Source organism: Fictibacillus halophilus (assembly GCF_042680145.1).
GTDB classification, from domain to species: Bacteria; Bacillota; Bacilli; order Bacillales; family Fictibacillaceae; genus Fictibacillus; species Fictibacillus halophilus_A.
Genome location: NZ_JBHTNQ010000001.1, coordinates 204,632 through 217,970, shown reverse-complemented (window position 1 = coordinate 217,970; position 13,339 = coordinate 204,632). Strand labels below are relative to the sequence as shown.

General features: G+C 42.0%; 11 protein-coding genes. 1 reads left to right on the top strand and 10 read right to left on the bottom strand.

The annotated features are described in order from the left end of the window. Positions 1-115: 115 nt before the first annotated feature. The 7 genes from ACFQ4X_RS01140 to hutP all read right to left on the bottom strand — a co-directional run bounded on the left by ACFQ4X_RS01140 (position 116) and on the right by hutP (position 9,139). Entirely contained in the window at positions 116-1,804 is a 1,689-nt protein-coding gene (locus tag ACFQ4X_RS01140) for a S8 family serine peptidase (RefSeq protein ID WP_379832739.1), read from the bottom strand. A 506-nt stretch (positions 1,805-2,310) separates the two neighbouring features. After that, the gene (locus ACFQ4X_RS01135) at positions 2,311-2,571 is read right to left on the bottom strand and encodes a helix-turn-helix domain-containing protein (protein ID WP_379832738.1); all 261 of its coding nucleotides are present in this window, start codon (positions 2,569-2,571) and stop codon (positions 2,311-2,313) included. Position 2,572: 1 nt separating this feature from the next. Next, on the bottom strand, positions 2,573-3,538 hold the full coding sequence (gene hutG, locus ACFQ4X_RS01130) for a formimidoylglutamase (RefSeq protein WP_379832737.1): 966 nt from the start codon (positions 3,536-3,538) through the stop codon (positions 2,573-2,575). Further along, the gene (hutI, locus tag ACFQ4X_RS01125) at positions 3,513-4,784 is read right to left on the bottom strand and encodes an imidazolonepropionase (RefSeq protein ID WP_379832736.1); all 1,272 of its coding nucleotides are present in this window, start codon (positions 4,782-4,784) and stop codon (positions 3,513-3,515) included. Before hutI ends, hutG begins: the two co-directional genes overlap by 26 nt. A gap of 379 nt (positions 4,785-5,163) precedes the next feature. Then, positions 5,164-6,825, bottom strand: a complete 1,662-nt coding sequence (gene hutU, locus ACFQ4X_RS01120) for a urocanate hydratase (protein ID WP_379832735.1) — start codon at positions 6,823-6,825, stop codon at positions 5,164-5,166. Between the two features lie 15 nt (positions 6,826-6,840). Further along, positions 6,841-8,367: a histidine ammonia-lyase gene (gene hutH, locus ACFQ4X_RS01115; RefSeq protein WP_379832734.1), complete on the bottom strand. Its 1,527-nt coding sequence runs from the start codon at positions 8,365-8,367 to the stop codon at positions 6,841-6,843. Between the two features lie 337 nt (positions 8,368-8,704). Continuing rightward, entirely contained in the window at positions 8,705-9,139 is a 435-nt protein-coding gene (hutP, locus tag ACFQ4X_RS01110; RefSeq protein ID WP_077363280.1) for a hut operon transcriptional regulator HutP, read from the bottom strand. Positions 9,140-9,541: 402 nt separating this feature from the next. Between hutP and ACFQ4X_RS01105 the strand changes: the two genes are divergently transcribed. Next, positions 9,542-10,000, top strand: a complete 459-nt coding sequence (locus tag ACFQ4X_RS01105) for a hypothetical protein (RefSeq protein ID WP_379832733.1) — start codon at positions 9,542-9,544, stop codon at positions 9,998-10,000. 8 nt (positions 10,001-10,008) lie between these two features. On the opposite strand, the gene ACFQ4X_RS01100 is transcribed toward ACFQ4X_RS01105, so the two are convergent. From ACFQ4X_RS01100 to ACFQ4X_RS01090, 3 genes are all read right to left on the bottom strand, one after another. Further along, on the bottom strand, positions 10,009-11,127 hold the full coding sequence (locus tag ACFQ4X_RS01100; protein WP_379832732.1) for a GerAB/ArcD/ProY family transporter: 1,119 nt from the start codon (positions 11,125-11,127) through the stop codon (positions 10,009-10,011). Between the two features lie 135 nt (positions 11,128-11,262). Beyond that, the gene (locus ACFQ4X_RS01095) at positions 11,263-12,609 is read right to left on the bottom strand and encodes a TrkH family potassium uptake protein (protein WP_379832731.1); all 1,347 of its coding nucleotides are present in this window, start codon (positions 12,607-12,609) and stop codon (positions 11,263-11,265) included. A gap of 3 nt (positions 12,610-12,612) precedes the next feature. After that, a complete protein-coding gene (locus tag ACFQ4X_RS01090; RefSeq protein ID WP_379832730.1) occupies positions 12,613-13,269 on the bottom strand; it encodes a potassium channel family protein in 657 nt (218 codons plus the stop codon). Between the last annotated feature and the right edge of the window lie 70 nt (positions 13,270-13,339).

Genomic DNA, 13,339 nt, shown 5'->3' with positions numbered 1-13,339 from the left:
CTGATCCGCAGGACAAGGAAGACTTCGACAGCTATACATCGCACGAAGAAAATGTGAAGTCCATTTTCGATGAGTCTCGCACCTTGCGCTCCAATCAACTTGTCAAAGAAGATTATTAATTTAAGCTTGACGCGCCTGCACTTACATCTAAATCATACGCTCCGCTTCCTCTGCTTGATGAAACCTTCACTTTATAAACACCTGTTTGTGTCGGCTTGAAGAATGCATGATCCTGCCGCTCATTTTGTGAAGAACTAACGACTGTGTTTCCGCTTGGATCGATTAGTGAAACAGAGTAGTTATGTGATGCCGGGAAAATGAACCAGCCCGGGCTGTAGTTTTCCGTAATGACAGTCATAGAAATCGGATATGCCGCAGATGTTACATTTAGGGAGAATGTCTGTGATCCGCCAGAACTTAAAGTCCCGCGTTTATAAAAATGATCCGGCACAGCAGGTCCAGAACCAGTTAAGCCCCCAGCCGTTTTTACTGCAGCATGTCCGTCTAAACGTCCGTATCCATATTCATTGTCTTTGCCTATTTTTCCAAAATCAATCGCTGTTGAATAGAGTGCATTCTTGATTTGCGGCTCAGTGATTGACGGGTTCGCATCATGAATTAGTGCAATAGTTCCAGCTGTAAATGGTGTAGCCATACTCGTGCCGCTGTATGTTACATATTGATTTCCTGAATTAGCTTTTGCTGCTGTGATATTATAGCCTGGTGCAAAAATATCTGGCTTCACTCTGCCGTCAGCTGTTGGGCCGCGAGATGAGAAGTATGTGATATTGAAGCCGCCTTCGTTTAGATCAGCACCTGCACCAACTGTGATTGCTTTATCAGCTGCTCCAGGAGAGCCGATCGTTGAAGCCGAAGGTCCTGAGTTTCCTGCTGCAACGGCAACAGCAAGTCCAGCTGCTGATGCGTTATTTACCGCAACAGATGTAGCATCTTGTCCGTTTGAGCTTCCTGAAGTCCCAAGGCTTAATGAAAGAACTTCAATGCCGTACGTATCTTTATTTTGCACGGCCCAGTCGATTCCCGCTGTAACGGTACTCATACTGCCTGACCCCTGGCTGTCTAAGACTTTAACACCAACTAGAGCAGCTCCTGGTGAAACACCTTTATGAGCAGGATTTGAATCTCCTTCACCCGCAACAATGCTGGCACAATGCGTTCCATGTCCTTGGTCATCATAAGGTGTTGTACGATTGTTCACAAGATCTTTCCACCCGATCACTTTTCCCCCATCCAGATCAACGTGTGCAGCATCAATCCCCGTATCAATGACTGCTACAACACTATCGGCTTTTGAATATGAGCGATCATTCCCATCTTGATCACCAGTCACACCATAATCGGCACGGGCTTTTGCCGTTCCGAACCAGCTGTTCGCTGTCTCCAGGTTCATTTGTATCGGTGCATCATATTCTACTTGTTTTACAAAAGGAAGATGCTCCAGCAGCATGATCTGCTTCTTTGTCATCGTTGCTGCCATTCCATTGATTACTTTGTACTCAAAGGACTTTTTGAACATCCCAACTTTTGAGGCGAGTTTCTCAAAGGCTTTTCCGCCGGCGAACTCCTCGTTGAATTGAATAATTACCGGCACCTTCTCTTCATCTGAAAGCTGCTGAAGTTTACTTTCCAGGTTATCGAAAAGTTTGTTTTTATTTAAGTTTACAAGTGCCTCAGTTATCTTTTGGTCCGTTAACTGTTTTGGACTTTCCGCCATTACCGAAAACGGTGTCAGCATGATCGATGTTGCTAAAAGTGTTGTCGCTATAAATTTCTTTTTATTCACCCTAAATAACCTCCTGCTTAATATGTAGTCTGAAAATTTCGTCATTTCTTGGTGATTACTTCCATATTAAACAGAATTCGGATGAATGAGGATAAGGTAGATGATTTATTTTCTTCCAAAGACTTTGGAGCTAGTTTTTTAGTCTTTTGGGAACGTAAAATTTCTTTTAGTAGATATGAATCAATTATAAAGGAGAAAACTCTACTGTAAATGTACTACTATTTTGATCATATATACGTGGATTCTCATTATAGTAGGATTTCACTAGTTTTATTATCATATCGAAGAGATCCTAGCAGAGTAATTCCTCTGAAGAAATACAAAATTTACACTTCCTCAATTTATCACCTAAAAAATGAGGATCATCACATAAAAATCTTAAATAATCATATAAAAATCGTTGCTCATCATATAAAAAATCTCACTAAAGTCCTTACGGAGAGGACAATAACTCAGAGACAAATAAAAAAAGCCTGCAACCAAGCAGGCTTCAGATAAATGCTATTCTATGATCCATGTTTATAGTATTCTTGTTTTGCTTCTGCAAGCACACGCAAAGGAAGTTTATCAGCTAGTTTAAATGCCTCTTTTTCGTTCAGCTCCAAAGCAGTCACTAGTTTCTCGATCTTCTCTTCAGATGGAATCATTCTTCCCTTTTCAATATCTGCCATATACTGAGGCGTGATGCTTAATCTCCTTGCAAGCTCAGACTTGCTTAAGCCTTTTTGCTTTCTGAAGTTTTCAATGAATCTTCCAAACTCACTCATTTTATTTCCCTCCTTCTCGTTTTGAATAAAAAAGCGAAAATTGCATGATGATATAAGCAGCCAGCCGGCTTGTCATATTTCGAAAATCTAGAGTCGGATCGATCTCGACAATATCCATTCCTTTTACAGAAGGGTTGCTGCCAAGCCATTGAATGCCTTCAATTAATGAATCGCTGTCTAATCCGCCTGGTCCAATCGCTGGACAGCCTGGGGCAAATGCCTGATCCAGTACATCCATGTCCAAAGAAATGTATATGTTATCTGTTGTCTGTTTTAACTGTTCAACTGATTTTTTCAGCAAAGTTAGAAGCCCTTCACGTTTGATGTCTCCCATTGTATAGACGGTTACACCATGATCCTTTGCATAATCATGATAAAGCTTTCCGTTTGAGAAATCCCGAATACCCAGCTGCACAAGCTGATCACCGCTGATCACATCGTTTTCGATAAGCTGTCTGAACGGAGTTCCGTTTGATGGACCGCCATCTTCTGTGTTTCTTAAATCAAAATGCGCATCAAACTGGATGATTCCTACCCGGCCTTTCGTTTCCTGAAAAGCTTTTATTGCTCCTGCAGAAACAGAATGGTCGCCTCCCAATGTGATAATCAAAGCTTCATTGTGCTGACTTTGAATTTCTTTTAATGTAGAATAAATGCGGTTTTGGGATTGAATCAAATCCGTTACATGCATCTCAATGTCACCAAAATCGGTGATAACCCCATCCCACATGTCTGTTTCCTGCTCAATGCTATAGGTCGAAAAAGAGTGCATCATCTGTCTGATCGTCTGTGGTGCCATAAACGCGCCAGAGTGGGAAATAGATGTTTTTGAAAGAGGTGCGCCTGTAAGTGCTACCCCTTTCACACCTTCACCTGCCCATGGCTTTAGAAGCTGTCCTGCCTTCTTTATTCCTCGGTCAGTAAACGGCGCTTCACCTGTTTTACGAAGAAAGGGTATAGTTTGCATGTAAATCCGCCTTTCCAGCCACCAATACACCGTTTTTCCAAACTTTATTTACGTGGTTTACACCATAATGATAAGGAACATATTTGTAGTTCGGTACATCCCAAAGCACAAGATCCGCATCTCTGCCTTCTATCAAGCTGCCTGCAACATCACCGCGCCCGATCGCATAAGCCGCATTAACCGTTACTGCGTTCCAGATCTCTTCTGGCGTCATCTTCAGCTTTAGTGCTGCTAAATTCATAATGAATTGAATATTCTCAGTTGGCGAACTGCCTGGATTGAAGTCTGTTGAAAGAGCTACTGCTGCTCCGCTCGAAATCATCTCTCTAGCAGGTGCATAGTGATCTTTTCCTAAATAAAACGTTGTTCCGGGCAATAGAACAGCAATCGTATCTGATTCACCTAGCATGCGGACGCCTTCCTTGCTTGCTCCAACGAGGTGATCAGCTGAAACAGCGCCGATCTCACATGCCATTTCTGTTCCGCCAAGCGGATCGATTTCGTCAGCATGTATCTTCAGACCAAACCCAGCTGTTTTTGCTTTTTGTAAAAATGTTCTGGACTGCTCAACCGTGAAGACACCTGTCTCACAGAAGATATCTACAAATTCAGCAAGACCTTCTTTCGAGATAACACTCAGCATAGATAGCATTTCTTCTAAGAAGGCATCCGGTCTTCCTTTATAGTTTTCCGGGATAGCATGCGCTCCCAAAAAGGTAGAAACGAGATCCATCGGATGTGATTCATTCAGCTTTTTGGCTACGCGAAGCTGCTTCAATTCTGTTTCTTTATCAAGGCCGTAGCCGCTTTTCGCTTCCATTGTGGTAACACCATATGTTAAACATCTGTTTAAATGAAACATCGCTTTTTCAAAAAGTGCTTCTTCAGTCGTTTCTCTTGTTGCTCTTACAGTGGAAAGAATTCCCCCGCCTTGTGCCAGGATTTCCAAATAAGGAACACCCTGTTGCTTTAGCGCGAGCTCATGCTCACGGGATCCCCCAAACACTAAATGTGTATGGGGATCAACCAAGCCAGGTGATAATAATTTTTCTTTAGCATCGATCGTTTCGTTAGCTTTTAGATCAGCCGCTTCTTCACGTGTTCCAACAAAAGCAAACTTGCCATCCTTTATTCCGACAGCTCCATTATCAATTACTTTGAGCTCATTCATTTCCGTTCCGCGAAGTGCTCTGCGTTCTCCAACTGGAACGACAATTTGTGAAGCGAAAATTAATGTATCAAGCATTCGTCACACTCCTTTTTCGTGATTTTCCATATTTCTAAACTTTGAATCGATTTCGTAAGTATCCTTTTTTGACAAGTTGATAGAAACTTAACTTATGATTGGGATCTCCTGTCCTTTGTTTATCCAATTTTACGGTACGTGTTCTTTTATTTATTACACGTTCGCTCAGATTCGTTTAGTTACACTCAAAAAGGTCGAGTTACGCTCAAGACTCTCTTTTTGCGCTCAAACTGCCTTAAGTTTCGCTCAAAATCTTCCTTTTTCGCTCAAAGTAACTAAAAACGAGGACAAACTCGAGAGACTCACCGCATGCCGCGTGGAAAGTGATCACAATGAACGGAAATCAACCACTTCTGCTAGCAACAATACAGGTTCAGCCTTATTTATTGATCATCGGCAGGTCAACGCCTTTTTCATTTGCTGTTTTAATCGCAAGATCATAGCCAGCATCAGCATGTCTGACGATTCCCATTCCAGGATCGCTCGTTAATACGCGCTCTAATCGGCGTGCTGCTTCTTCTGTCCCGTCTGCAACAACTACCATTCCTGCATGCAGAGAGTAGCCCATTCCTACGCCGCCGCCATGGTGGACAGAAACCCAGCTTGCACCGTTAACAGCATTGATCATCGCGTTCAGAATCGGCCAGTCTGCAACTGCATCACTGCCGTCCATCATTCCCTCAGTCTCACGGTTCGGTGAAGCAACAGACCCGCAATCCAAGTGATCGCGACCGATAACGATCGGTGCTGACAACTCACCATTAGCCACCATCTCATTAATGATTTTTCCGAACTTCGCACGCTCTCCGTATCCTAACCAGCAGATGCGGGAAGGAAGTCCTTGGAACTGTACTTTTTCCTGAGCCATCTTGATCCATTTGCAAAGGTGCTCATTGTCACTGAATTCTCTTAAGATAACTTCATCTGTTTTTTTGATATCTTCCGGATCACCAGATAAAGCTACCCAGCGGAACGGTCCTTTTCCTTCGCAGAAGAGCGGACGGATAAATGCTGGAACGAAGCCAGGGAAATCAAATGCGTTCTTGACACCTTCATCGAAGGCTACTTGTCTGATGTTGTTGCCATAATCAAAAACTACAGCACCTTTCTTTTGCATTTCCAGCATTGCCTGAACGTGAACAGCCATCGAGTGCTTTGACTTTTCGATATACTGCTCAGGATTTCGTTTACGCAGTTCTGCGCCTTCTTCCATGGAAAGTCCCAGTGGCAAGTAACCATGCAGTGGATCATGTGCAGATGTCTGGTCTGTTACTAGGTCAGGGATTTCGCCCATCTCGATCATTTTCGGTAAAAGTTCAGCCGCATTACCTAAGAGTCCGATTGATAATGGCTCTCCTTTTGCCGCATATTCCTTTGCCATTGCTAAAGCTTCATCTAAGCTGTCTGTCTTTTTATCTAAGTATCTTGTATCAAGTCGGCGCTGAATTCTTGTTTCATCTACATCGATCGCTATTACTACGCCATCGTTCATCGTTACAGCTAGAGGCTGAGCACCGCCCATACCGCCAAGTCCTGCTGTAAGCGTAATCGTTCCTTTTAACGTACCATTAAAATGCTTGCGGGCTGCTTCTGCAAAAGTTTCGTATGTTCCTTGCAGAATTCCTTGTGTACCGATATAGATCCAGCTTCCGGCTGTCATCTGGCCATACATCATGAGACCTCTTTTTTCGAGATCACGGAATGTCTCCCAATTTGCCCATGCAGGAACAAGGTTAGAGTTTGCAAGCAGTACACGCGGTGCATCCGTATGTGATTTAAAAACAGCGACAGGCTTTCCTGACTGAACGAGAAGTGTTTCATCATTTTCAAGTCTTTCTAATGTTTCAACGATTTTATGATAAGAATCCCAGTTGCGGGCAGCCTTTCCGATTCCTCCATAAACGACTAGCTCATCCGGATTCTCTGCCACTTGTGCATCCAAATTGTTCATAAGCATACGGATGGCAGCTTCTTGCACCCAGCCCTTTGCAGATAATTTAGTTCCTCTTGCAGCTGAAATTGAATGTTTTACGTTTGACATGTAAAAAACCTCCCCTTAATGTGCTAGCTTTTGAGTTTTAGTTCCTATTAAAATGTCATTCCATGAACCATCTAAGATCCAGGATGCAACTGCTTCCATATCACGGTGGAACATACGGTCACATTGAATCGTCGGACACACTTTTCTGCCATGTTCATATACTTTCTTTGTTTTTGGAGCGAGTTTTTCAGGGCCTCTGAAATCAGCAGCCTGCATCGCACAGATTAATTCAACAGCAAGTACTCGTCTTGCATTTGTGATAATCTGAGCCGCATGTCTTGAAGCAATCGTACCCATGCTCACGTGATCTTCCTGATTGGCTGATGACGGAATGGAATCCACACTCGCCGGGTGAGCCAGTGTCTTGTTCTCAGACACTAGCGATGCTGCCGCATATTGCATAATCATGGCACCAGACTCAAGACCAGGGTTCGGACTTAAAAACCCAGGCAGATCATTCAATTGAGGGTTGACCATCCGTTCGATGCGGCGTTCTGAAATATTAGCCCACTCTGCTGCGGCAAGCTTCAAGAAGTCCATCGCAAATGCAATCGGCTGTCCATGAAAGTTTCCGCCAGAAATGATCTTGTTCCCATCATCAAAGATTAGCGGATTGTCCGTTGCAGCGTTCATCTCGATCTCAAGCTTTTCTTTTACATAGCCTAGCACTTGCCACGAAGCGCCATGAACTTGAGGAATACAGCGTAACGAATAAGCATCCTGCACTCTGATTTCTCCCTGCTTGGTCGTGAGCTGGCTGCCCTCTAAGTAGTTTCGAAGTCTCTCGGCTACCTCAACCTGCTCTTTGTATCCTCTTGCAATATGAACATCTTCATCAAAAGCATCCGTAATTCCTCTTAAACTCTCAGTCGTTAATGATGCGATCGCATCGGCCATCAATCCGATTCTTTCAGCTTCTATATAGGCTGCTATCCCTTGAGCAGTCATCGCCTGTGTACCATTGATCAGCGCAAGTCCTTCCTTCGCAGTAAGAACAACAGGTTCGATTCCAGCTCTCTTAAGTGCATCCTGTCCCGTCAAGCGTTCTCCCTTGTAATAAGCCTCACCTTCACCGACTAAAACAAGAGCCAAATGAGATAACGGAGCGAGATCACCGCTTGCCCCTAATGAACCTTGCTGAGGTACAACGGGATGAACACCATGTGAAACGAGGTCTAGCAATCTTTCAATAACAACCGGGCGGATTCCAGACAAACCTTTTAATAGCGCATTTGCTCTTAAAATAAGCATCAGTCTGCTGATGGTCTCAGGAAACGGTTCACCAATTCCGCACGCATGGCTTCGAATCAGATTTAATTGCAAGGTCTCCACATCGTCCCTTGAGATGAATACATCGCTGAACTTTCCAAACCCTGTGGTAATGCCGTATACAACCTTGCCTGAAGCTACGATCTCTTCTACGGCTTTACGGCTGTCAGCCACCTTTTTCATACTTATCGGACACGCTTCTACCGGTTCATTGTCATGTAGAATACGCTTTATCTCTTCCATAGAAAGCGTATTTCCAGTTAAAATAACCATCTTCATCCCTCTTTTTCTTAGACTCTTTTCTGAAAAATTGTTGCTTTGGGATTCTCTCGGAGGCACCCTTCATTGAAGTTGATTGGAGCGCAAGGTGCGAGACTCCTGCGGGATCAGCGGGACAGGTGAGACTCCTAAGGGCGCATAGCGCCGAGGAGGCTCACCGCACGCCCCGCGGAAAGCGAGCATCCTGGAGCGGAAATCAACCACTTTCAAACAGCTACAAAGTTTACGCAAACAGCCTTATAAATTTAGTCTCTGATCAAACAAAAAAGAGCGCACCCGAAAGAAACTCTTTCGAATACGCCCCCTCATCACTAATAACTATGGGCAGTTTTTAAATATGATTGATTCCAAGTCCGATCGCCTCATGTTCAAGCCCTTTTACTGGCGCACCGATCGTTCCATATAGCGCGACTGCAATCCAGTCGCCTTCTTCTTTCTTCTCATAAGGGTTTCCACGGACAACGATAAAACGAAGACCTACTGTCCGAAGAACCGTTCCCAGTTGAACCTGGCCTCTTGTCACACCATGAAAGGCTTCCATAATGGCATGATAAAGAGAATGAGTTTCCCTATAAATACCGCTCTGAATGACCTTTTCATTTTTGGCCGCTGTCTCGATTGCTGCTACTACCTTCTGAGAGTCCATAGAACCGGCTTTGCCTACGCAATACTTCCAGCCCTGCTTTTCAATCTCAGATAGATAGCTCTCATCCAGCACACCTAAAATGGCCATTTTTCCGATAAGTTTTTCATTAGATAATGCCATATATTTATACACTCTTTCTGCTCACGACTATTAACTACCTCTAGTGTATGCGTTTACATTTTGTCCGTCAATTCCCTTTCAACAACTTATCACAGCAGTACAATAAAGAAAAAGACTCCATTTACGGAACGTGTTCTTATATTTATTACACGTTCGCTCAGACTCATTCAGGTTTCGCTCAAAAACGTCGAGTTACGCTCAAGATTTTCTCGCTGCGCTCAAACTGCATTTAGTTACGCTCAAAATCTTCCTTTTTCGCTCAAAGCCCCTCAACCTGGAGCGGAAATCAACCACTTACAAGAGCAACAAAAATTGTGAAAACAGCCAAATAAAATGAGGTATAATCTAGCAATCTAGCGGCAAGACTGTTTGTAAGAAAATAAACGGAATGAGGGCTGCGAAATGTTAGACGTACAAAAAGAGATCACGCTTGCTTCAATGTTAAGAACTCCACATTTTGAAGAAGATGTTAATGATTTTTTTATTGCTTATGACAAAGAACATAACCCTTTATTGCTATTGCCGACAACAAAGGGTTTTCTCCCGGAAAGACAGCTTTACAGCATCTCTTTTATTAAAAAAGAAAACAATTCATACCAATACACGCTCTCAGATAAAATCATGCCTTTTTCCATTGATGAATCTACATTAATTCATGATCAGCTAGGCTTCTTTTTCGGTCCAGAAAACAATATGCTCAAAAGCTTCTTTAAAGGTGATACGTATGGTGCTTATGTAGTCTGGACAAAACATATGGTTAAACAGCTGATTAATGAAACACTTCAGGATTGGCATAATACTTCAGACAGCCAGCAGCGAGAAAAGCATAAAGACAGGCTGACACTTCTTTTACAGGCATAAAATAACATTTAAGTGGACGATGACGTTTGACCGTTATTCGTCCTTTTCTTTTTAATTTTTTTCTTAATAAAGGTCATTACAAATAAGATAGGTATATAGCTGATTGCAAGATAAAATCCAATTATGTTCGTATAATTGTTGAGCATGTTTATTTTGAAACGCGTATCTAGGAAGATACAAGCTAAAAGGACTATACATAATAAAACGATTAGTGTAACGTGCTGCCTGATGTTCAGCATCAATTTCGCAACACGGCTGGAACACCATATAGCAAGGGTTATATTCGGCAAAATTACGAGACACCACATGGAAACGAAAACAAAATCAAAACGTTCTACAAAGGATACTTGTACAATTTTAACCATTGAGAGTGTTGCCCAAATATTTCGAGCAAGCTGCTCCTGACTGAAAAAGGCAAAAGAAAACAGTGTTACTAAAAGATACATCATAAAGGAAAAGATATTCGCATGGTGTGCAAACTTTTGTGATTTTTTCGCATTCTTTATAAAAGGATAGAAAACCAGCAATGTTTCAAACCCAAGATAACTAAGCATCATATTTTTTGAAGCCGTAAAATAATCTTTCAGCCTCTCATCAAACACTGGCAGCAAATTAGAAAAGTGGGTGTATTCAAGCGGATAAATTAAAAGGAATATAAGTCCCAAAGGAATAACAACACCTAAAAAACAAACGCCAGCAACCGTACGGAATCCTGCAGAAACCACATAATAAGTTAAAAGAAGGAATACAAGAGCTATTGTCCACGTTTTTAGTGTTGGAAACATCCATACTTGTACAACCTCAATATATGTTCTTAAAACCGTTATCGACCACAATAGAAAATACAGAAGAAGAGCAAAGTTAAAGATGTTCCCCAGCATTCCGCCAAACAATGTTTTGTGTATCGTGACGATATCTCCCCCGCCATTATCCAGCACGTAATAGATCATCCAGATAAGAATATGAACGAAAATAGCCGCAATGATAACAGAGATCCAAGAATCATAACCTGCGTATTTTGCAATGACCCGCTGATACCCTAATACTCCAACCCCCACTTGTTCTGAATGCACGAGAAAGAAGACAAGAAAGGGAGAAACAAGAAATATTTCTTTAATTTTTTGCATTTCGTCCTCACCCTTTCATGACACTCATTAAATCTTGTTTTAGCATTCCCAACAGAACGCCGCTTATCCCATTTTTAACCAAAAAAAAAGCTAACTCTTAAAGGCTATAGCCGCCTTTTCGAGTTAGCTTATTTATTATCCAGTGAATACTTCACCATCTGGATATCGAATATTTTCTCTTGTTTGTTTAGCAAGACTAAACGCTAGTGTCAGGGGACCAAGTTTACCAAAGACCATCACGATACAAATTACAATCTTTCCGATAATCGTCAGATCGGGTGTTAATCCCATACTTAGTCCAACTGTCCCGAATGCGGAAATCACTTCAAACAGTATTATCATAAAGGATTCGCCTTTTTGCACATATGTTACGATGAACAATGCTGCAAAGATAAATAAAATCGAAATGGTCGTAATTGCTAAAGCACGATAAACAACTGCATTACGGATCGTGCGTTTCATGACAACGGTATCTTCTTTTCCTTTTAAGAACGCTGCAACCGTAAAGAGAATGACTACGAATGTTGTAAGTTTGATACCCCCGCCTGTTGAAGTGCTTCCTGCACCGACAAACATCAATAGGATCATTAAAAGGGACGTATCCGGATTAATTGCCGTCATATCGATCGAGTTAAATCCTGCTGTTCTAGGAGATACTCCCTGAAAATATGCTGCCCAAAGCTTTTCAGCTCCCGATAACATGCCTAATGTTTTTGGGTTATTAAATTCAAATAAATAAACAAACAAAATGGCCACAATATTGATAGCAAATGTTGAAATAATCATTACTTTTGAATGAAGCGAAAGATCTTTCCATTTCCGGCTGACCCAGAGGTCTACTAGAACGGTGAACCCGATTCCCCCTGTAATAAATAGCAGAGAAATTACAATGTTAACCATCGGATCACCAACATAACCCATCAATCCATCAGACCAAAGCGCAAAGCCTGCATTATTGTAAGCAGAGATGACGTGGAAAACACTGTAATATACCCCTTTACCAAACCCCATCTCAGGTACCCATCTTAATGACAAAAAGAATATGGCGATGATTTGAATACTGATCGAAAAGACGAATAAGTTACGAACGAGCCTTATAACTCCGCCGATTGAGGGCTGGTTTAGCGCTTCTTGCATCAAAACCCTTTGTTTCACGGAGATCTTTCTCCCCATCATAATTACAACGAGAGATGCAAAGGACATCACACCAAGTCCGCCAACCTGTATTAAAAATAAAATGACGATCTCTCCGAATAGAGTGAACGTCGAACCCGGATCGACTGAAGCCAGCCCGGTTACAGTAGCCGCAGAAGTTGCTATAAACAACGCATCAATCCATCGCAGTGATTCCTCGTGGGCTATGGGAAGTTTTAATAAACAAGCGCCTAATATGATCAAAAACAAAAAAAGCGATGCTAAAAATTGAGGAGGGTTCAATTTTATCGGATTATGCAACCTGGATTTATTGACATGCAGTGCCACTAATTACACTCCCTCATCCTCAAAGCGGTTCAAGTCTTCATTGCGTCCAATTACCACGAGGACATCTCCATATTGAAGAGTAACATCTGCAATCGGAGAGACTAGAATGTCATCACCGCGCTTAATCGCAACGATATTACATCCAAAACGAGCTCGAACGTCTAAATCTGTCAGTGTTTTATTCACTAATTTATCTGTAACACCAATTTCTACAATACTGTGTTCATGCGACAGTTCAATAAAGTCGATAATTTTTTCTGAAGAGATAAGCTGAGCAACACGAAGAGCCATATCGCGTTCTGGATGAATAATTCGGTCTGCTCCTAGTTTTTCCAATACTTTATGGTGATAGTCATTTTGAGCTTTAACCCAAACCTTATTTACACCTGATTCTTTTAACAAAAGAGTTGTTAAAATACTTGCTTGAATATCTTCACCAATCGAGACGATAACATGGTTAAAATTTCTGATCCCAAGCGATTTCATTACCTTTTCATCTGTTGCATTAGCTTGAACGGCCTGAGTTGCAATCGTCGCAAATTCATTGACCTTTTCCATATCATTATCGATCGCGAGTACATCATAGCCCATTTTGGCAAACTCCCGGCAAATGCTGCCCCCAAAACGACCTAATCCGATAACTGCAAACTGTTTTTTCATTTAAATTCTCCCCTTAAAATCCATGAAGTTTTCCTTCGTTGTTTCTAGCCTTGCTGGTTAAGAGGTTCTC